The following is a 21,512-nucleotide window of genomic DNA, read 5'->3' on the forward strand; positions in this document are numbered from 1 at the left end:
CGCATTTAGGGTAAGCATGAAAAATCATCTGTTTTTAGTCTTATGCATTATGTCGATTCTACCTACGCTCCCGCTTTTTGGTACATTGGCGAATGCCGCAACCTCTTCGCTGCCGGGCGCGCGCGTCTTTTTTCTCACCCCACAAGATGGTGATGTTGTTCCTCAGACGTTTACCGTTAAGTTCGGATTGGAAGGTATGCGTTTGGCGAAAGCGGGCGAGAAAACCCCTAATTCAGGGCATCACCACTTATTGATCGACATCGACTCGCTGGTAGATTTTTCGCTACCCTTACCGGCAACGAACAACATCCTGCATTTTGGTGGTGGGCAAACTGAGACCCAATTAACGCTGCCTACGGGTAAGCATACGCTGCAGTTACTCCTTGGTGACTACCTGCATATACCGCATGTAAAACCTGTTATCTCCCAGAAAATCACAATTTTGGTTAGATAAATAGCATTGAAGCTATCGTTTTTATTTAACCTATTGTGATTATTTGATTTTTAGGGTTGTAAAAGCAAGAAGCCTGAAATACGGCGAGGATAACAAACGCGCCTAAGCAGCGCGTTGTTACTGTTTTGTGAGTCAAATCGGGAAATTAGGGTGTTGTACCCGGATGAATCAGGCGAATTACCAGCGAGCCCGCTGCACGCATAGATTCTACATTGTGGCTGAGTACCACACCCCCTTCCGGCGCGTGATACCGATGTTCTACTTCACCGAAACTGTCGTATTGAATGGCCAGAAGCTGATCTTTTTCAACTGTCTGCATCAACTCAACTTGAGGGATAATGAAGCCACCCTGAACAGCGCGAATGCTGGTGACCTTGGCGCTTTCAATTGCAGGCTTAACCTCTGCAAATTCGTCATCAATCAAACCGTGTAATGTGAATATATTGAATACACCACGAACAGTGCGTTTCACCATTTCCATATCGGTGTAACGACCTACACCAGCTTCAACCGTGATGCTTGGGATACCGCTCTGATTCCAAACGGTTTCCAAAATTCCCGGCTCGCCTGGGTCGTCCAGAATAGCGTCTGGATTCATTCGGCGCGCCATGTTCACAGAATCATCCAGGCGGAAATCAGCGAATACATAAAGCGGATAACAGCTCCCTGATGTTTGTGTGTGAAGGTCAATCGCCAAATCAGCATTTGGATGAAGGAGGTTACGCCAAATGGGATCAAGGTAACGTTGTGGCTCGTTGCCGTGTGCATTCCCCGGGAAATGGCGGTTCAGGTTGCCACAGGATACATCTGGGTCAGAGGATAAGAAATCTCGGCTGCGGTGCAGCATACCACTTAAGTTGATGGTAGGAATAATAGTCACACAACCTTTCAGCACTTTTCCACGAAGACCACGCGCAATGGCCTGTGCCGACAGTACACCATTGTATTCATCACCGTGAACACCTGCGGTGATGACGATGTTTTTGCCCGGTTCAGAGCCTTTGAAAACCCAGACCGGAAGATGTTGCCACTGTGCCAAGGCATCGGTTGCCGTGCGGAACCAAAACTTGTGTTCTCCTTCATCCAGCTGGCTCACGTCTAGTGATGAGATCACTGACAAACCGTCGATTTTGTTTCCTTCAATACACTTCGTCATTACGTCATTTCTTATTTTTAAGAATTTTGTGGGTCGTTAAAACTCAAAAAAGGCGAGATTATCATCCCGCCTTTATTCATGTCGTCAATGCTTCAGCTTACTTGAAGCTAGTAAGATGTGCACTCACAACTGTGATACTTGAGATGACAAAAAGTAAAAGCATAAAACGCCAGACAAACTTCGCCCAATTCCCCTGCATGTTCCATAGCCATTATGCGCTGGTGATAGAATATAGCTATCAATGCAGTAATTTAGGCGCTCTTATGACCAGAAAGACGGCGAGAGCACAAACAGCGAAGCCAACAATGGTGGCGGTAGAAAAAGCTTCATCAAAGAAGAGCCAGCCCTGAATAGCTGTGACTGGCGGAACAAGATAGATTAAAGAGGTGACCTTCGACGCTTCGCCATGTCGAACCATATAGAGATAGAGCAAGACAGCGGTAACGGAAAGTGCCAGTACAAGCCAAGCCATCGCCAAGGTGAATGTGATTGACCAAGTGACATCAAAGCCTTCGTATAACCATGCGAAAGGCAGAAAGAAAGCACCTGCTGCTATGTACTGCCACATCGCGCAAGAGACGAGATCCACCCCTTTGCAATAGCGCTTTTGATAGAGAGTGCCAAGTGTTATCCCCGCAAGCGCGGAGATAACAAAGAGGTAGGCATAGAAAGGCTCAGCATCCGCTCCCCATGTCATTTTTCCTTTCACGACTAATGCAATCCCGGCGATTCCTGCGACTAAACCTAGCCATTGGCTTGAACTTAGCTTCTCATTAGAGAACTTGATGACCAGTAATGCGGTGAGAATAGGTTGGAAGCCGACCAGCAGTGATGACAAGCCTGCTGGCATTCCAAATCCAATGGCCGCGAAGACTCCACCGAGATAGAGGCCGTGAATTAAAAGTCCTGATACTAAAACGTGGAATAGAAGTTTGCCCTTTGGCATGACTGGTTTCATTACGCCCAGAATCACGACAAACACCAAGACATTCAAAACCATGCGGATAAATAGGAAAGTGGCAGCATCCGCATACGGAAGGCCAAATTTGGCACCGATAAAGCCTGTGCTCCAAAGCAGGACAAAGACAAAGGGAATGGCGCTTTTCAGCATGGTGCAGCAATCCTTGCGCGATGAAAGTGAGTCGAGAAGTGATTAAAACGCAATCAGTGTGCGACAACAAGGAAAATGACTGCGTCCAAAAGGCTATGAATTCATATGAGTAAGTGGGTAAGTGTACGAACGAAGAAAAAGCCCACAGATGTGAGCTTTATGCGTTGGAACGAGAGGTTAAGACAACCAATCCAGACTGAGTAGTAATCGTGAGGCACTTCCGGGATCGGGAGAGCGATGAACAATACCGCGGCCTTCATTGCCGACCCAGGCTTCACCTTTCAATATCGCTACGGCACCGGTAGGGATTTCTTTGATACCAGAAGGGGCGACAGATTGTTCTGGTAATTGCCCCGGTGAGCTAGAACGCTCAACGTTACTCTCATCAATCCATTCCGTACCACGACCAGAGTATGTCACCAGCAATCTGGCTGGGACACGGTCAATATGGAAACGCTGGCACATGGTTGTATCCAACACCTGAAGGCGAACGCCTAACGCGTCGGGTTCGAAAAGGCATCGATACATTTCGACCACATCTTCCACATCCGCTAACCAGCTTTCTATGCCTTTAAGTTCCAACGCCCATTTAGGCAGAAGTTCCCAGATAGACAGTGAATTTTCGAGAGCGACAAAGCGGTTGTATTTGCCTACCCGTGCAGCGAACTGGTCGGCAAACTCTCTGCAATCTTGCGAAAGCTCGCGCTGCCAGACGGTAAGATTCACGTCTTCACGGAATATTTCGGTTAGGCATTCTGGGTGGGTATTCTGAACCGTCACTGGCCGGGTGACTGTTTCGATTTCCGCTATCATGGACAGTCTCAAAGTCATTCTTTATTTGAAATGTTATAATATAACAAAATCATGACTGAGACTGTTTAGCGACGGCTACCTAAAACCTATTACGAACGCGGTTTAGCAATTTCTGTCCTGTCCACAGTCCGATTTTGATAGCTTGAATCTTCGGCAGGTCTGCTTGAGAGGTCACTCGCTAAGCAATCTCTTGTTTCTGAAGCCAACTCTGGCTTTTGATACCTTCGCCGAAAGCTTGAAAGTTGCCCGCAATCTGCGTGTTTCTGGAGAGATGATCTGAAGGGGAGCAAGAGAACATGAAAAGTTTGGGGCTGATTTATTTTCATCTGGTAACGGCAGTACTGTCATTTTTGCTCGGAACCTATTTGCTTGCCAGAAGAAAAGGTAGCCCGCTGCATAAACAGCTCGGAAAGATATATATGCTGCTCATGATAGCGACCGCTATCTCAACACTATTTATCCCAGCGCAAGTGGGGCCTCAGGTGTTCTATCACTTTGGCTATATTCATATCCTCAATATTGTCACCCTCTACACCGTACCTGAGTCCTTCATTGCAATTAGAAAGGGTAATGTGAAAAAACATCAGCAAAGCATGGTGATCTTGTACGTTTTGGCGCTATTGGTCGCGGGTGCATTTGCGTTTACGCCGGGAAGATTACTGCATACTTGGCTGTTTGCTTAGTCGGGTCGAGTAATAAAAAAGGCTGCTTGGCAGCCGTTTTTATTATCAAAATTTATAGATAGCCCCAAGGCTGAACTCCCAACCCAAATCATTTTGTACAAGGGGGCTGTCTATATCATGGTGCTCAAGTGCAACTGCAGAAATGGCTAGCCAGTTTTCAGAAAAATCATAAAGGGCTATCACGCCGCCTTTGTACACCCAGGTTTCGTCAGCGTTAAATTCAGCCAAGCCTGAAGCCGAAGACTCTTGGGCTGAGACGGAATACAGGTGTCGGGAAAGTTTCTTATCGCGATAATCTATTTCCACATAAGGTGACAAAACAAAATCAGTGATAGGGGTATCAAACGCGCGGCCGAAATGAAGTTGGATTTCATAGCCATTTTGCTCGTTGGTGACATCGAGAAGATAAGTGAGTCGCGCGCCAACAGTACCTAATGTGATACCGAGTTCGCCATTGCTATCTCGATTGTTTATCCCTGAAGGAATGTCATTAAAGTCCTCAGAAACTTCAGCAAAGCGAAGGTTACCGGAAAGGCCAATAAACGGGATAGGGTTGTAAGTGAAAAGACTGCCATCAATAAAGCCATGCTCACTATTGTAAAACAGGTATGGTTCAACCCCAGCCTTTGTGCCTTGATGTGAAAAGACCGATTTCCCAATGGCAAGTCCGGCACCGATAAAACCAAAATCCTTGTATTTATCCTGCGCTAAAGCTGGTGCTGTAGCGACAGACAGCAAAAAGGGGGACATGATAGATATGACGTATTTTCTCATTACAGCTCTCCTTTCTATGAAAAAGAAGAACCGTAATGATGGCGATTTATTTCAGGTTGTTTAGGTATAAAAAGAACTTAGCCTTGCCGATTGCCTTATATCAGTCTTTCGATGTGATTAGATTTGTTTGAAAAGCTAACCTGAAAGTCTATGCCTCTGACATTTCAGACAGGGATTTTTTCAGCGAGCGGGCTTTGTTAAGTTCAATTTTATAGGCAGCCAGCAGAGTAGAAAGATCGCTCACCTTTACTGTGCAGTTGCCTTCGTTGTCCATCGAGTTAAGGACGTCGTTATTAAGTCTAGCGAGTGCATCACGCATCGCTGGTGTATCAGTTGTAATAGGCATGTTTGTTGACTTTTTTGTTATTAGTGCGGGCTTATTAAATCAGAAAGCGAAATAGGGAAACAATCCGGTTTTCAAACGGATTGCTTCAGTAAGTCGAAGTGTAGTGCTTGGATTCATGAGCGGCAGGGGCGTGACGGAAATTAACCAGAATATTAGACTAGCCACTCAATTGTAATGAAATTAGACGCTTAACGTTACTTTAAGAGGCTGTCTATCGAGGTTCCTATATAGGAGGGCCAGTCAAAAAAGGTACATGGTTTGGTTTTTGGCATGCCACACTTTTGCGAGCGATATCGATAAATCGTGCTGTTCACTCACTATGAATCGGGTAAATCAGCTCGCCAGTATCGAATCCTCGGGAGTTGGCGGCTTCAATAAATTGTTGAATCACTTCTTCTGAAACTTTAGGTGTTCTCGCCAGCAACCAGAGATAGTTGGTATTGAAGCCAGACACAAAAGCGTAGTCGTAGTTTTCTCCCAACTTGAAGACTACATACGACGAATAGAAGGGGCCAAAAAAGGATACCTTAAGGTGGGCGACATCACGGTCACCAACGAAGTATGCACGGCCTAAAGCTTCACTCCACTCTTTATCTTCATTGTTGTAACCGCGGTTGATAACGTTGATGCCACCATCTTCTCGCAGCGTATACTCCGCTGAAACGGAAGAAAGGCCGCGTTCGAAAGAGTGGTCGAGTCTTGCGATTTCATACCATTTTCCTAGGTAGCGTTGTTCGTCAAATCCGGTTACAGGCTCTACGCCTTCTGGAATAGATTGACAGGCAGTAAGGCCAAGAAGGGAGGCCGCAATCAAGAGCGCTTTAAACATAAGCAAAAGTCTTCTTTTTATTGTGAATTGGACTTAGGTACGGTGCCAAAAGTCTTGTAGGTCATTTCATTTAGCGAAAAATTTTGGTGAGAGCATCAGCCAAAGCCGCATGACCTGCTTCATCGAGATGGAGGCCATCAATGGGTGAAGCTTCACAGACTGTCGCTGCTTCAAAAAAGTCGCAGCCTTCTTCTTCTTCTTCTTCTTCTGCTACTGCTCGGAAGTAAGTAGCAAGATCCAATGATTTCTGTCGACCATTGTGAAAGCCTGAAGCCCAGTTATTGGCATCATGCATTGGGGCAGGTGAAACAATAAGAATGCGTGGTGTTGGTTGCCCGGCATTATCGCACTCTTTGACCTGACCAATCAGCTTGCGGATACCTTCCGCTATCCAAGCGGGTTCTGAGGGGAATTGTGATTTCAAGTCATTAGTGCCAAGCATAATGACAACCCAATTCAACGGGCGGTGAGAGAGCAATATCATTGGCAGAGCAGCGCTGCCATCACGATAAGGTTTGATTGGGTCGTTCCAAACTGTAGTGCGGCCGTTAAGTCCTTCCTCGAGTACCTCAAATCTCTCTATTGCACCTTTAGTACTGTCATTGTTCAACAAGTTATTGAGTCGCGATGTCCAGCGAATAGCCTCTCCCCAACGTGAACCATTTGAAGGGTTGTAACCCCAAGTGTTTGTATCACCGAAACATAAAATCCGTGGCATAGATGCGTCCTTTTGTTGTTATCTCGATATTTTACTCCGTCGGGCGTTTTTCGTCTGGTGTAATTTGACGCTTTTACTTTTTTCGGCGTCGCGTGTGGAATATTTAAATTGTTTAAAACGGCTCATGGTAGATTTAAGGGGTAAGTTATCGTTGCGGTAAAGCGAAGGACAAGCGCTCTCAAACAGGGATAGGAATGCCGAAACCGATAACAAGGCCCTGATAACAAAGAGGGCCATACTATGAAAGAAAAAACGCCTCTTCAGATAAGAGCCGCTGCTGCCCGGCACAATACATCTGTCGATCAATCCAATCGCCGCGTCCCCATTAACTTGCGGCAATCAGGACCCACCCCCGTCGAAATGCTCATTTCTACCCGAGTGAGAAAATCTCCTTATTGGCATCTTTCCTTTGAATCCGGTTGCTGGCGAGCAACGGTATATAACCGCGTCTACCACCCGCGCGGTTATCAGCGCATGGATGAAGGCGGTGCGATGGTGGAATACGAAGCACTGGTCAATCATGTCACCATGTGGAACGTTGCGGTTGAGAGGCAGATTCAGGTGAAAGGGCCTGATGCCGAAAAGTTTGTCGACTTTGTCATTACCCGTTCCGCGAGTCTCATTAAGCCAATGCGTGGTAAGTACGTCATCTTGTGTAATGAGGAAGGCGGGATTTTGAATGATCCTGTGCTTTTGCGTGTAGCAGAGGATGAATTCTGGTTCTCTATCTCAGACAGTGATCTGGAATTTTGGATGCGTGGCGTGAACATCGGCAAAGGTTTTGATGTGACCATTGCGGAAATTGATGTCTGTCCGGTGCAAATTCAGGGGCCGAAATCCGAAGCGCTAATGTCCGATCTCTTTGGGTCAGCAGTGAGTGATATTCCTTTCTATGGTTTGATGGAAGGTAGACTGAACGGGGCTGATGTCATTATCTCGCAGACTGGCTTTACTGGAGAGAAGGGATATGAAATCTACTGCAAAAACGCGACCGTAGATGCTGAAAAAGTGTGGTATGGCGTGTTGGAAGCCGGCGAAAAACATAATCTGATGGTGATTGCTCCTGCGCACCATCGGCGTATCGCGGCGGGAATTTTGTCCTGGGGACAGGACATTGATCAGGAAGTGTCGCCATTCCAGTGTAATCTCGCTTATCAGGTTCCTCGTGATAAAGAGGGCGATTACATTGGGAAAGCGGCGCTGGAAAAAGCACGTGATCAAATCGAAGCTGGCGCATCCCCTTATCCACTCGGTATGGTTGGTATCGTGTTTGGTGGTAAACCTGTTATCGACTATGCCAATGACTTCTGGCTTGTCTACGGAGAAGACGGTGGTGATGCAGTCGGTTATGTGACGTCGCCTTGGTATAGCCCTGAGTTGGAAACCAATATCGCGCTTTGTCATGTGCCTTGGGATGGGCGTGATGTCGGCACTAAATACAAGGTGGCTTTGCCGGAGGAATATGGGGGTGAGATTGTCGACGCTGAGGTCGTTGAGATACCTTTCCGTCCATCTGTAAATCCTAACTCCCGCGAAGTCGCCAAAGCGCGCGGCAGCGATTCTGTAGACTGACCGGCTGTTGGCGGCACGGAAAGTGCCGCCCCCTCCAGCAGGATTTTCATCACAATGAATTTTGAATCAGGCAGCGTAGATCGGAAGCCTGTGCTCCACGATCCTGCTTTTGCTGCAGCAGAACTTATAAAGAATGCGTCTTTGGAAGCGACACCCAAGCAAATTGCTTCGCTGGGTGACGAGAAGCCAGACTGGCTGGCGGATGGAATGCGGGTGTATGTCCCCTTTCTGCCTTCTGCGAAGTTTGAAGACGCTTTTGTGGCTTGCGAAATACTAAAAAAATGGGGGATCGAACCTGTTCCACACCTACCCGCCCGTGCAGTGCCAAATGAGCAAGCCCTGAGGCTTTGGTTGCTGGCTCTGCAAGCGTTAGGTGTCACCCAAATTTTACTGATTGCCGGTGACATTGATGATCCCAAAGGTCCTTTTACTGACACCTTACAATTGATGGAACTTGGTCTTTTCCAAGAATTTGGTATTGACGGAATCGGTGTGGCAGGACATCCAGAAGGGCACCCAATTGTGAGTGAGGCAGTACTTGTGGACGCACTTAAACGTAAACGGGATTACGCCCTTCAACATGGGCTGTCTCTTTGGGTGGTGACGCAATTTTCGTTTGAACAGACGGTTTTGGAGCAGTGGCTGGAAGATCATCAAACCATACTGGAGGGAATACCGGTTTATCTGGGGCTTGCTGGCCCTACACGATTGAAAAATTTGCTGTCTTATGCCGCGCAATGTGGCGTGGCTACGTCTGCAAAGGCGCTGACAAGAAACCTGAATGCCGCAAGATTGCTGAGGCCATGGACACCGGACTCGCTACTGAAAGCGATGGCAGAGTTTCAATCGGAAAGACCGGAATCCGTATTAAAGGGGATCCATTTGTTTCCATTTGGTGGGCTGAAACAATCCAGCGAATGGTTAGTTAAGAAGGCCTGATAATCGAATTATCTGGGTGTGACCCTGAAATAGTGAAATTTGGGGGGATCTAATGAATAATCAAAATAATACCGTATTAGTGACTGAAAATATGACAGCTTTACCTCCACCCGGCGCGCCGGACATTGAAATTGCACGCGCGGTCAGACCTTGGCCGATTTTTGAAGTGGCTCAGCGAAAACTTGGCGTTGCTGCTCACGCACTTATCCCATATGGACATTACAAAGCAAAACTGGATTTGGCGCAGATTGACACTACCTCGAAAGTGGGCAAACTCGTGCTGGTGACAGCAATTACCCCAACCCCGGCAGGAGAAGGAAAAACGACCACCAGTATTGGTTTGACCGATGCATTGAATGCGATTGGTGTGAGTGCCAGTGTTTGCCTTCGTGAGCCATCACTGGGTCCTTGTTTTGGAGTAAAAGGTGGTGCAGCGGGTGGAGGCCGCGCGCAAGCCATTCCGATGGAAGATTTAAATCTTCACTTCAACGGCGATTTCCACGCGATCACCTCCGCGCACAATCTGCTGGCAGCCTTGATTGACAACCACATCCACTGGGGTAACGAGCTTAATCTGGATGCGCGCAAAGTATCATGGCGTCGTGTGATGGACATGAATGACCGCGCGCTTCGCCATACATTGGTGGGATTGGGCGGCCCTGCTCATGGTCAGCCGCGCGAATCTGGTTTCGACATTACCGTGGCGTCTGAAATCATGGCAATCCTTTGTCTGGCGGAAGACAGAAAAGATCTCCAACGCCGTCTGGGTAACATCATCATTGGCCGCAACCGTGACAACATGCCAGTGACTGCGCGTGATTTAGGCGCAGAAGGCGCAATGACGGTACTTCTGAAAGACGCGATTCAGCCAAACTTGATCCAGACTTTGGAGCACAATCCAGCGCTTATCCATGGCGGTCCGTTCGCCAATATCGCTCATGGCTGTAACTCCGTGATGGCGACCCGCACAGCCATGGGTCTAACCGATGTTGTGGTGACGGAAGCGGGTTTTGGCGCGGATTTGGGCGCAGAGAAATTTATCGACATCAAATGCCGTATTTCTGGTTTGAAACCGGATGCGGCTGTATTGGTATGCACCGTACGCGCTCTGAAAATGCAGGGTGGTGTCGCGAAAGACAATCTGGATGCAGTTGACGTTGACGCGGTGAAGCTTGGTTCAGCCAACCTTAAACGCCATATCGAAAACATGCAGAAGTTTGGCCTGACGCCTGTGGTAGCGATCAACCGTTTCCCGACCGATGATGCCAAGGAGGTATCTGTCATCAAAGAAGTTTGCCTGAGCCTGGGCGCGCGCGTCGAAGAAGCACAGCATTGGGCAGAAGGTGGAGTCGGTGCCAAAGCGGTTGCAGAAGCAGTGAAAACCATCTTGGACGGAGAAGCACCAGATGTGCAATTCCTCTATGAAGATGACCTTCCAATTGATGACAAAATCCGCAAAGTTGCCACTTCGCTGTATGCGGCGGAAGATGTGCAGTTCAATATCGCAGCGTCGAAGCAGCTTGATGAGATTCAACAACTGGGATACGGTCATCTGCCGGTTTGTATCGCGAAAACACCATACAGCTTCACCGCGGAGCCCTCTGAACTTGGTGCACCATCAGGACACATCTTGCCTGTACGAGAACTTCGCCTGATGGCAGGGGCTGGTTTTGTCGTGGCTATTTGTGGTGATGTGATGACCATGCCAGGACTGCCGCGTAAACCCGCCGCGCTCAGTATTTCCCTCGATGATGACGGCGAGATTGTAGGGCTGTTCTAGCTTTCCAATGTATCGTCTCAAAAGCGCTACCTTGGGTAGCGTTTTTACTTCCCCCTTCAGGTTTTTCTCTTTCCCTGACGCGCGTATCTAAAGATGCTCGTATTGGTTTGTTCTCTCTGGCAGCGGATTGACGCCTTGCTCTTTGTTGTTCTTTTTGGCGGAGATGACTACACCCAAACGGGAGCGCTGTAATGCTTACGGCTTTGCTGAGAAAGCATGCGTATTAGCCTTTAGCCAAAGAAAATTGAGCGAATGAGGTACTGCGATAAGTGTACATTTCAATGTACACATCAGTGTCTGAAACTAAGACTCATTAATGATGTGAATGTATCTGATGTGTTAATACGTACTCGATGGGTACTTGAGCGAACGGTGTTATTTGCTGACTGAATTTATGAAATTATTCGAACGGTTGAATAAAAATTATAACTTTTGAGTTTCTTTTGTTACATGAAAATATGAGATGAAAATCACATAAGAGCATAAGTAGCAATGGTAAAGAAAATCAGCCTCATATTTGGAGTCGTCATCGTCGCAGTTCTGTGCCTGACGCTCCTCATTTCAAATCACTTCTTGGAGGGTTTTAAAAAACAGAATATGGATCATGAAGACGAAGTGAGCACAGTTGTTCTCAAGGCAAGCTTCGATTCTGCCATTAAAGGGTTGTTGGTTCAGGTTCAATCTTTAGGGACCGCTTTTAACCTTGATATCAATCAGCCTTTTGATGAACGTTCCGTATTGGCAGAAATGGGTAAAATTGTCGAAGTTAACCCAGCAATCGATAACGTGATTCTTGCAACTTTAGAGGGCGATGTCTTTTCGTTTTCTTCAAATGGCTGGAATCGTGCATTCAACGCGAGGCAAGCGGGTCGGGACTATTTTATCTCTATCATACACAACGACAAAAAAGCTCATATCAGTGAGCCATACAAGTCGAACCGAGGTAATTATGTCGTAACGGTAAGCGCACCACTGAATTACAAGGGTGAGCGCGTTGGCGTCATTGCTCTAAACGTCAACCTAAACGTTGTTTTGCCAGAAAAACTTGGCCTTGAGTACGCAATCACCACCGAGGAAGGAATTGTGGTTGCTGTAGACAGAAGCTCTCTTGAGTGGCTAAACAAAAACCTGTTCGATGTTCGTCCGAACTATCGTGATATCGGAGATGAGCCAAGGATCATCACCAGTCCTACGTTAGGTGTTTATAGCCTATCGAGAGAAAGCCTGGGACATGGTTTTACGGGGTATGTCTTTACCGAGCAAAAACAGACAATGGAAAATGCTTCCATGATCAGAACCGCTTTAATGGTGCTTTTGATTACGATTGGCTTGTTGCTCACCTTGACGCTTTATATTGTTGTTCGTCGCGAGTTAGCGCAGATCCCAAATGTGGTAACGACGATTGGGAGCATGTCTGAAGGCGATTTCTCCCACGTGGAAATCGCAGAGACCGGTAATGAAATTGATCAGGTTTCTACCTCGTTGGGCAATATGCAATCTCGGGTAAATGACGTCATCAATACCACACATACGATTATGGATACCCTCTCTGAGCACCAGGCCCATATTTCAGATGTCGCACTGAATAATGCCCGTCGTTCTGAGACAGAGCTTGTGCATATTGATCAGGTCGCGACGGCGATTGCTGAAATGGCAGCAACGGCGAATGAGATTGCGGCAAATGCTCAAGCCGCAGAGGTTGAAACCTCCTCAACACTGGCCTTGTCAGCAGTCAGCTTGGAGACATTGCACAAATCAACAGTCATCGTGGAAGAAGTCACCAAGTCTATTCAGGAGTCGGCGAATATCTTCGAAGAGTTGAAAGTACTTTCTGACAATATCAGCTCTGTGGTCGATGTCATTGGCAATATCTCCGACCAAACCAATTTGCTCGCACTCAATGCTGCTATTGAAGCAGCTAGGGCGGGTCAACAAGGTCGTGGATTTGCAGTTGTCGCGGATGAAGTCCGTGCATTGGCAGTAAAAACGCAAGAATCGACAGGGAACATCCAGACGATCATCACCACGTTACAAAGTGGTGCGCAGAAAGCCGTCGATTCAATGAATAGCAACTTACAGTTGGCCGGTGAGCTATCATCGATTTCTAAGGAAATTGAGAGCGCATTTAGTGATATCTCAACTAAAGTGACTCAGCTCTCTGATATTAACTCTTCGGTTGCAACAGCTTCTGAGGAGCAGTCAATTGTGAATCAGGAAATATCCAAGAGTATTGAAGACATTAAAATGATGGTTGAGGAAAATCTGTCGGGAGTGAACAACGCCATTGAATCGAACAACGAGATGGTCAAGTTGGTTGAAGAGCTCAAAAGAGAAGTCGCATTTTTTAAAGTGAGTGGTAAAGAGAACGATCAATTATCTGCCAACTAAAAGCGGCTAAAGAAAACCTAAGCGCCTGAAATTAATAGGCGCTTTTTTTGTTTTTTCTATCTGAAAATAAGGGCAAAAACCCCGTCACATATTGCCATATATTGCCGCATTCCAAATATAACCCGTCGCAATCGCATCGCTGAATAATGGGGTTGTTGGTTAACTTGAACTAAAGATTAAAGAGGAAAAACCAACAAAGGACGTGCACATGTCGGACGCTCTAGCGCTGCATCGAGATTCCATCATTATTGATGGCCTGATTATTGCCAAATGGAACCGGGAATTGTTTGAAGATATGGCAAAAGGTGGGCTGACGGCCGCCAATTGCACAGTTTCTGTTTGGGAGGACTTTCAAAGCACTGTCGACAACATTGTCGAGTTCAACCAACTGCTACGTGAAAACAGCGACCTCATTCGCCCGGTTCAGACCACTGAAGACATTCTCGCCGCTAAGCGTGAAGGTAAAACGGGCATCATGTTGGGCTTTCAGAATGTTCACGCGTTTGAAGACCAACTCGGTTACATAGAGATCTTCAAGAAGTTAGGAGTAGGCATCGCGCAGATGGCTTATAACACCCAGAATCTGGTTGGCACGGGTTGCTATGAGCGAGATGGTGGCTTGTCAGGTTATGGCCGCGAAGTCGTCGCGGAAATGAACCGTGTCGGCATCATGTGCGATCTTTCCCACGTTGGGCCTAAAACCTCGGAAGAAGTCATTCTGGAATCGAAAAAGCCAGTTTGCTACTCACACTGCTTACCACTTGGCTTGAAAGATCATCCACGCAATAAATCTGATGAAGAGCTGAAGTTTATTGCTGACCACGGCGGCTTTATAGGCGTCACTATGTTTGCGCCTTTCCTGAAAAATGGCATCAATTCCACCATTGAAGATTACGTAGAAGCGATCGACTACATCGTTAACCTGGTCGGTGAAGATTGCGTTGGGATCGGCACTGATTTCACTCAGGGCCACGATCAGGAATTCTTCGAGTGGATCACTCATGACAAAGGCTATGCCAGAAGGCTGACTAAATTTGGCGAAATCATCAACCCGAAAGGCATCCGTACGGTGGGAGAGTTCCCTAACCTCACAGCAGCCCTGCTGGACAGCGGTTGGTCGCCGGAGAAGGTGCAGAAAATCATGGGCGGTAACTGGGTGAAAGTTCTTAAAGACGTTTGGGGCGAATAGCCTAAAAGAGATAGAGAGGAAGCATTGATGGGTCATCATTCGCCAGAAATTCCAATTCAGGTCGACGACGAAACAGGTGTATGGAGCACAGATGGCTTACCCATGCTCTATGTGCCAAGACATTTTTTTATTAACAACCATGCGGCAGTAGAAGACGCTATTGGCGAGGATCAATACGCGGAATTGCTCTACAAAGCGGGCTACAAATCCGCATATTTCTGGTGCGAACAGGAAGGGGAAACCCACGGGATCTCAGGGGCAGAAGTGTTTGACCACTATATGAAGCGCCTTTCTCAGCGCGGATGGGGACAGTTTTTTATCGAGCATCTGGATGTTTCCCAAGGCGTTGCCCGTGTGCGCCTCGAAAACTCCGCATTCGTATATTACTACGGCAAGGTCAATCGCAAGGTGGATTATATGTTCACGGGCTGGTTTGCCGGTGCCATGGATCAGGTGACAGAGAGCGTAGGCTTTCCGTTTAAAACCCACGCAGTGCAATTGCAAAGCGGGTCCGAAGAAGGCTGCGATTTTGGAATATTTGAAGTGAAGCCGATTGGTTAACAGCAGGTAAGAGCAGGTTCTGGAGCCTAGGAAAAGAAGGCCCTAGGGAGAGCAAAGAGCTTGAAGCAAAATATGAATCTAGGCTTCTGAAATCGCTAAGACTCAGGACCCCAAAATAAAATAAGGAAGTGCAATGTCTCAGTTCGACGCAATTTTTCAGCCGCTTGCGATCAACAAGCTAACGATCAGAAACCGGGTGATCAGTACGGCACATGCCGAGGTGTATGCGACGGAAAATGGCATGCCGACTGAGCGCTATATCAAGTACTACGAAGAGAAAGCCAAGGGTGGTATTGGCCTCTGTGTCTGCGGTGGCTCAAGTCCCGTCTCCATTGATAGTCCCCAGCATTGGTGGAGCTCTGTGAATGTCAGCACAGATGAAATTATTCCGCACTTCCAGAACCTTGCAGATGCTATGCACAAGCATGGCGCACACATCATGATTCAGCTCACCCACATGGGACGCCGTTCCCGTTGGGATGGGGGGCACTGGCCGACCTTGATGAGCCCGAGTGGTATCCGCGAGCCGGTTCACCGTGCAACTTGTAAAACCATCGAAACAGAAGAGATTTGGCGCATCATCGATGATTTCGCTCAGGCAACCCGCCGTGCAAAAGAAGGTGGCTTGGATGGTGTTGAACTCTCATTTGCTCACCAACACCTTGTCGACCAGTTCTGGAGTCCGCGTGTTAACCGACGTACTGATGAATGGGGTGGTAGCTTCGAAAACCGTATGCGCTTTGGCGTTGAAGTGCTGAAAGCGGTACGTGCGGAAGTAGGGCCTGATTTCGCGGTCGGTATTCGCATGACGGGAGACGAATTTCATCCTGATGGCCTTGACCACGAGAACATGAAAGAAATCGCGGCCTACTATGACGGGCTGGGAATGATTGATTTCTTCAGCGTGGTCGGCTCAGGTTGTGACACCCACAATACCTTGGCTAACGTCATCCCGAATATGACTTATCCGCCAGAGCCGTTTATTCATCTCGCCGCAGGTATTCGCAGCGTGGTGAATGTGCCGGTAATGCATGCACAAAACATCAAGGATCCGGTACAGGCTGCGCGTGCGCTGGAAAGCGGATTGATTGACTTTGTCGGTATGACACGCGCCCACATCGCAGACCCTCATCTCATCACTAAAGTGAAGCTGGGCCAGACAGATCAAATCCGTCAGTGTGTTGGTGCCAACTACTGCATCGACCGCCAATATCAGGGTATCGATGTCCTCTGTATCCAAAACGCAGCCACGTCTCGTGAATCCAAAGTCCCACACATCATCAGCAAGACAGACGGCCCAATTCGCAAAGTGGTGGTGGTCGGTGGCGGTCCCGGTGGCATGGAAGCAGCGCGTGTCTGTGCCGAGCGCGGTCATGAGGTCACCCTGTTTGAAAAAAACAGTGAGCTTGGTGGGCAAATCACGCTGGCTGCCGCTGCGCCTCAGCGTGAACAAATCGCAGGTATTACCCGCTGGTTCGATCTCGAACTGCGCCGTTTGGGTGTGAACCTTGTATTCGATACGGCGGCAGATGAAGCCACCATTATGGCTGAATCGCCCGATGTGGTGGTGCTGGCTGTCGGCGGTAAACCGTTTATCAATCAGGAAGCTAAATGGGGCGGTGATGACGGTTTGGTGGTGAGCAGTTGGGACATTCTGAGTGGTGCGGTTGAGCCGGGCAAAAACGTGGTGGTGTATGACACCATTTGCGAATTCGCGGGTATGTCTGTCGCGGATTATCTAGCGGCGAAAGGCTCACTGGTGGAAATTGTCACCGATGACATCAAACCGGGTGTCGCAGTGGGCGGCACCAGCTTCCCCACATACTATCGAAGCCTCTACGAGCGCGATGTGGTGATGACGCCGGATCTGGTGCTGGAAGAGGTCTACAAAGAGGGTGACAAGCTGATTGCCCGCTTCGAAAACGAATACACAGGTGTGTGCGAAGAGCGCGTGGTTGATCAGGTAGTGGTTGAAAATGGGGTCAGACCGGACGAGGCGCTCTACTATGCGCTTAAGGAAGGCTCCCGCAACCGCGGCCAGGTAGATATCGACACCCTGTTCGCCTTCGAACCACAACCCGCATTTGCTGAACAGGCGGACGGTTATCTACTTTATCGCATCGGGGATTGCAGCGCGCAGCGCAATATTCACGCTGCCATCTACGATTCACTGCGTCTGTTTAAAGACCTCTGACCGACTGCGGGGTAGCTGTGATGTGGACGTCGCTTATCGGTCCCTTGTTAGTCATCATGATTGCGCTGGCGATTGCGGGCGCAGTCAAACGAATTCGTCTCTGGCAGCAAGGAAAGCCAGCCAGCTTTTCTATCGGGAAAGCCCTTGCTGCCATTCCCCGACGCTACTTGGTCGATCTTCACGACGTGGTTGCACGTGACAAAGCGTTTGCGAACACGCATGTCGCCACTGCTGGGGGCTTTGTGGCATCCGGCATTTTAATGGTGCTGGTTTTCGTTATGGGGTTAGACAATACCCTGACATTCGCATTAATGAGTGCAACGTTTGCCGCGATGGCGTTTGGTGCAGTAAAGGTGAAAAAGCGTCGCGAAAATCCTCCAGCGAACCTTTCCAAGGGGCCTTGGCAGAGGCTACCTAACAGTCTGCTGGTTTTCTCCTTCTCTGGTTTGATGATGTCATTGCTGTTGTTATTAGGCATCGGCAATGTGCCTATCATCGTCGCGGCGCTGCTTATCGTTGGCATTCTGTTAGGTTTGGCTGAGCTGCTGTTTGGTATGACCTGGGGCGGCCCAATGAAACACGCCTTTGCCGGTGCCTTGCATCTTGGTTTTCACCGTCGTCAGGAACGTTTTGGCGGTGGCCGATCAACGGGATTGAAGCCAATCAATCTCGACGAGCAAACTCTGGGCGTCGAAAAGCCATCCGATTTTTATTGGAACCAACTATTGGGATTTGATGCCTGCGTGCAATGCGGACGCTGTGAGAAAGTCTGTCCCGCGTTTGCCGCAGGTCAGCCGTTGAATCCGAAGAAACTGATTCAGGATATGGTGGTCGGCATGGCAGGGGGTGATACCGGGAATTATGCGGGTATTCAGTACCCTGGCAAATCTGATGAGGCTCGCTGCGGCGCGCCGGACAAGCCACTGTTTGAAGGTCTGCTGGATGCTGAAACTGTCTGGTCTTGCACTACCTGTCGGGCTTGTGTGGAAGAATGTCCGATGATGATCGAACATGTCGATGCCATCGTCGACATGCGCCGCAACCTGACCCTTGCAAAAGGCGAAACGGTCGGAAAAGGTGCTGAAGTGTTGGAAAATCTGATAGCAACCGATAACCCGAATGGTCTGTCGCCAAACAGCCGAGCGAACTGGTCCGTCGATCTCAAACTCAATCATCTGTCAGAGGTAGGTACCACGGATGTGCTGCTGTGGGCAGGGGATGGTGCCTTTGATTTGGCTTACCAACGTACGCTCCGTGCGGTGGTTGCTCTGCTGCGTAACGCCAATATTGATTTCGCCATTTTGGGCAACGAAGAATTGGATAGCGGCGATCTGGCGCGCCGTCTGGGTGATGAAGCGACCTTCCAGCGCTTAGCGATTGCCAATGTAAAAACCCTGAACAAATACCAATTCAGGTCGATTGTTACGCCGGATCCCCATGCTTTCCATGTATTGAAAAACGAGTATCCGGATTTCGGTGGCAGCTATGATGTCTTCCACCATACCGAGTATCTCGCAAAGCTGGTTGAGCAAGGTGATATCAAACTCAATCAGGCCAAAGCCCAATCGGTAACGTATCACGATCCTTGTTATCTAGGACGTTACAACGGTGGCTATGATGCACCCCGTTACCTTCTGAGCAGCATGGGACTGACGGTGAGTGAAATGGAACGCTCAGGTTACCGCTCGCGTTGTTGCGGCGGTGGTGGTGGTGCGCCAGTTACCGATATTCCGGGCGAACATCGCATTGCGGACATGCGAATGGATGATGCCCGCGAGACGGGCGCAGACATGGTGGCGGTCGCCTGCCCGCAGTGTGCAGTAATGTTGGAAGGTGTGGTGATGCCAAGGCCGGAAGTGAAGGACATTGCGGTCATGCTGCTCGATGCCATGGCAGAAAATGCCGACGCTGGCAAAGTAAAAGCGGTGGGGGAGTAAATGGACGACATCAAACGACGCGATCCCCGTAAAGAACATATCCTGAGAAATCGCCTGCACCCTCAGTATGATGAGATGGCTGTTGACCATGATTTGCTGATGTCAGGAGGTACCAACCGCAAAAATCCCCACAAGCAGGGGTACTTATCGGCGGAAGGCATTAAACGGATCGACCGCTCTGGTGCTGCGGTCGCGGCGGCTGGCGTGGCAAAAATACAGCAAGATCAAAGCCTGCCGCTGAGGGCAATCGTTAATCCTTCCAACTATATTGTGGTGTTTTCGGATTCTGACAGTGCCAAGCTGACGGTGCTGGATAAAGATATGTTAGGGCTTGCTCATTCTTTGGCTGATGATGGCACAGCCGTCGTGATGATTAACCTTCACAGCCGTGAAGATGACCTCGCCTCGGCAGGGGCAGACAGAGCACTGGCGCTTGATGCAGCCAGTTACTCCCCTGACAGCTGGCTCGCGATATTACAAACCATCGAAACTGAGCTTTCCCCCAAACATTGGATATTCGCGGATGGCACCTTAGTCGGTGGTGATTTAGCAAGAAGATTGGCGGTTTCACTGGGCGTAAGACCAGTGACTCGCGGCAAGCTTTACGCTGAAGGCACCCTGAATTGTGGCGGTGGTGACGGATCGAAAAGCGTTAACCGGAAGCTTTCCCGCATCTTGCTGGTGGAAGAACAAGTGGCTGACCTCATTGCTGGCTTTATCACTGAAGCATCTTCTCTGGATGTCGCAGAAGTGGCGGGCGTGATCCCCAAAGTCACTGATCTTGGTGGTGTCGCCGTTGATCCGGCAGACATTCCTTTGGCGGAAACCCGCTTTATTCTCTCCGGCGGTAACGGTATTCGTAATTGGGCCTTGTTCCATCAATGTGCGCAAGCATTGGGTGCGACAGAAGGTGCCAGCCGTGTTGCTGTTGATAACGGGCATATGCCGAGAACGACTCAAGTGGGTGCAACCGGCACTTACGTGAACGCCAAAGTCTATATCGCGGTAGGTATTTCGGGCGCGATTCAGCATTTGCAGGGGATGACGACCTGTGAAACTGTCATCGCACTCAATACTGATGCCAACTGCGACATGATTAAGCGTGCTGATCTGAGCATTATTGCTGACAGCAGCGAGGTGATGCAGGCATTGGTTGACGCAACCGCTGGTGGTAAAGGAGAGCTTGATAATGTCGGATAACCAAAACATCCTGGTACTGGTTTCAGCCGGCCAACATCCGCTCTCTGGGCGCCCAAGACGGGCAGAGCGTGATGCCAAGGCGCTGGAAATGGCTATGACCCAGTCTGAATCCGCAATGGTTGTATTTGCCGGAGACCCGCAATCACCTGCTATTCGGGAGTATCTCGGTATGGGCGTCTCCAAGGTCAATGTGTTGAAGCAACCCGAAGGGGCAGACACAAGCACGGCACTGGCGGATTTCGTCAAATCCCAGCAGCCCCAACTGGTTTTCTGTGGTGCCCGGGCAGAGCACGGGGAATCATCCGGCATGGTGCCGTATTTGGTTGCCGATGAGTTAGGTGCAGCCGTCGTGCCGGAAGTGGTCAATGTGACGGGGCATACCGATTCCCATGTTGAAGTGCTTCAGGCTTTGGCGGGCGGTCAGCGCAGAAAACTAAGGGTAGAACTACCTGCCGTGCTGATTGCCAGTGCATCAGCACCGGCAGCGAGGCAAAGTGCGTTTACCAAAGCGAGAGACGGGTTAGTGAATGTGCTGGAAGTTGAAGTGAAAATGGATTTTGAGCAACAGGGCTGGGAATGGCAGCCTGCCAAAAAACGTCCGAAGCGCACCAAAACCGTCGCGGCCAAAGCGTCCAGTCGTGATCGCTTTAAAGCCGCCACCGCAGCGCCTGCTTCTTCGGGCGGAAAGGTGATGATGAACCCAAGCCCTCAGGAAGCGGCAGAAGCGATTCTTTGTTTGTTGAAGGAAAAAGGACTCGTCTAAAGCAGAGTATCCCCCCTACCTTTGTTCAACTTTTTACTCAAACCATCTGGATGTGGCATTTTCGGGTGGTTTGGGTATAACCTCTCCTTAAAACACTATTGAACA

19 protein-coding genes are annotated in these 21,512 nt (G+C 48.9%); 12 read left to right on the plus strand and 7 right to left on the minus strand.

The features are described from left to right. Nucleotides 1-16: 16 nt before the first annotated feature. The gene (locus GMA8713_RS07795) at nt 17-454 is read left to right on the plus strand and encodes a DUF4399 domain-containing protein (protein ID WP_062707520.1); all 438 of its coding nucleotides are present in this window, start codon (nt 17-19) and stop codon (nt 452-454) included. Between the two features lie 145 nt (nt 455-599). On the opposite strand, the gene GMA8713_RS07800 is transcribed toward GMA8713_RS07795, so the two are convergent. The 3 genes from GMA8713_RS07800 to GMA8713_RS07810 all read right to left on the minus strand — a co-directional run bounded on the left by GMA8713_RS07800 (nt 600) and on the right by GMA8713_RS07810 (nt 3,534). After that, nucleotides 600-1,610 (minus strand): succinylglutamate desuccinylase/aspartoacylase family protein, encoded by a 1,011-nt coding sequence (locus GMA8713_RS07800; RefSeq protein WP_062707523.1) that lies wholly within the window; start codon nt 1,608-1,610, stop codon nt 600-602. Nucleotides 1,611-1,848: 238 nt separating this feature from the next. Continuing rightward, nucleotides 1,849-2,721, minus strand: a complete 873-nt coding sequence (locus GMA8713_RS07805) for a DMT family transporter (protein ID WP_062707526.1) — start codon at nt 2,719-2,721, stop codon at nt 1,849-1,851. Nucleotides 2,722-2,898: 177 nt separating this feature from the next. Further along, complete coding sequence (locus tag GMA8713_RS07810; protein WP_062707529.1) at nt 2,899-3,534, minus strand: DUF1826 domain-containing protein; 636 nt, start codon at nt 3,532-3,534, stop codon at nt 2,899-2,901. A 296-nt stretch (nt 3,535-3,830) separates the two neighbouring features. On the opposite strand from GMA8713_RS07810, the gene GMA8713_RS07815 reads away from it, so the two are divergent. After that, nucleotides 3,831-4,217: a DUF2306 domain-containing protein gene (locus GMA8713_RS07815; protein WP_062707532.1), complete on the plus strand. Its 387-nt coding sequence runs from the start codon at nt 3,831-3,833 to the stop codon at nt 4,215-4,217. Between the two features lie 45 nt (nt 4,218-4,262). Here the strand turns inward: GMA8713_RS07815 and GMA8713_RS07820 are convergent, their stop codons facing one another. The 4 genes from GMA8713_RS07820 to GMA8713_RS07835 all read right to left on the minus strand — a co-directional run bounded on the left by GMA8713_RS07820 (nt 4,263) and on the right by GMA8713_RS07835 (nt 6,884). Next, the gene (locus GMA8713_RS07820) at nt 4,263-4,991 is read right to left on the minus strand and encodes a MipA/OmpV family protein (protein ID WP_062707535.1); all 729 of its coding nucleotides are present in this window, start codon (nt 4,989-4,991) and stop codon (nt 4,263-4,265) included. Nucleotides 4,992-5,139: 148 nt separating this feature from the next. Continuing rightward, complete coding sequence (locus tag GMA8713_RS07825) at nt 5,140-5,337, minus strand: hypothetical protein (protein ID WP_062707538.1); 198 nt, start codon at nt 5,335-5,337, stop codon at nt 5,140-5,142. A gap of 310 nt (nt 5,338-5,647) precedes the next feature. Next, nucleotides 5,648-6,166: a lipocalin family protein gene (locus tag GMA8713_RS07830; protein WP_062707542.1), complete on the minus strand. Its 519-nt coding sequence runs from the start codon at nt 6,164-6,166 to the stop codon at nt 5,648-5,650. 70 nt (nt 6,167-6,236) lie between these two features. Continuing rightward, complete coding sequence (locus GMA8713_RS07835; RefSeq protein WP_062707544.1) at nt 6,237-6,884, minus strand: SGNH/GDSL hydrolase family protein; 648 nt, start codon at nt 6,882-6,884, stop codon at nt 6,237-6,239. A gap of 240 nt (nt 6,885-7,124) precedes the next feature. On the opposite strand from GMA8713_RS07835, the gene GMA8713_RS07840 reads away from it, so the two are divergent. The 10 genes from GMA8713_RS07840 (at nt 7,125) to GMA8713_RS07885 (ending at nt 21,407) form a co-directional block, all read left to right on the plus strand. Beyond that, complete coding sequence (locus tag GMA8713_RS07840; protein WP_062707547.1) at nt 7,125-8,456, plus strand: glycine cleavage T C-terminal barrel domain-containing protein; 1,332 nt, start codon at nt 7,125-7,127, stop codon at nt 8,454-8,456. Between the two features lie 54 nt (nt 8,457-8,510). Further along, nucleotides 8,511-9,395: a methylenetetrahydrofolate reductase gene (locus tag GMA8713_RS07845; RefSeq protein ID WP_062707549.1), complete on the plus strand. Its 885-nt coding sequence runs from the start codon at nt 8,511-8,513 to the stop codon at nt 9,393-9,395. A gap of 52 nt (nt 9,396-9,447) precedes the next feature. Continuing rightward, complete coding sequence (locus GMA8713_RS07850; RefSeq protein ID WP_062707553.1) at nt 9,448-11,175, plus strand: formate--tetrahydrofolate ligase; 1,728 nt, start codon at nt 9,448-9,450, stop codon at nt 11,173-11,175. A gap of 615 nt (nt 11,176-11,790) precedes the next feature. Continuing rightward, complete coding sequence (locus GMA8713_RS07855) at nt 11,791-13,563, plus strand: methyl-accepting chemotaxis protein (RefSeq protein ID WP_269747442.1); 1,773 nt, start codon at nt 11,791-11,793, stop codon at nt 13,561-13,563. 208 nt (nt 13,564-13,771) lie between these two features. Then, a complete protein-coding gene (locus GMA8713_RS07860; protein WP_062707556.1) occupies nt 13,772-14,752 on the plus strand; it encodes a dipeptidase in 981 nt (326 codons plus the stop codon). A 27-nt stretch (nt 14,753-14,779) separates the two neighbouring features. Further along, a complete protein-coding gene (locus GMA8713_RS07865) occupies nt 14,780-15,313 on the plus strand; it encodes a DUF5943 domain-containing protein (protein ID WP_062707559.1) in 534 nt (177 codons plus the stop codon). A gap of 133 nt (nt 15,314-15,446) precedes the next feature. Further along, entirely contained in the window at nt 15,447-17,507 is a 2,061-nt protein-coding gene (locus GMA8713_RS07870; RefSeq protein ID WP_062707562.1) for an NADH:flavin oxidoreductase, read from the plus strand. A gap of 20 nt (nt 17,508-17,527) precedes the next feature. Beyond that, on the plus strand, nt 17,528-19,444 hold the full coding sequence (locus GMA8713_RS07875; protein ID WP_062707566.1) for a (Fe-S)-binding protein: 1,917 nt from the start codon (nt 17,528-17,530) through the stop codon (nt 19,442-19,444). Further along, entirely contained in the window at nt 19,445-20,644 is a 1,200-nt protein-coding gene (locus GMA8713_RS07880; RefSeq protein ID WP_062707570.1) for an electron transfer flavoprotein subunit alpha/FixB family protein, read from the plus strand. Next, the gene (locus tag GMA8713_RS07885; protein ID WP_062707573.1) at nt 20,634-21,407 is read left to right on the plus strand and encodes an adenine nucleotide alpha hydrolase family protein; all 774 of its coding nucleotides are present in this window, start codon (nt 20,634-20,636) and stop codon (nt 21,405-21,407) included. The genes GMA8713_RS07880 and GMA8713_RS07885 overlap by 11 nt, the downstream gene beginning before the upstream one ends. Nucleotides 21,408-21,512: the final 105 nt, after the last annotated feature.

Source organism: Grimontia marina, from assembly GCF_900060185.1.
GTDB lineage: Bacteria > Pseudomonadota > Gammaproteobacteria > Enterobacterales > Vibrionaceae > Enterovibrio > Enterovibrio marinus.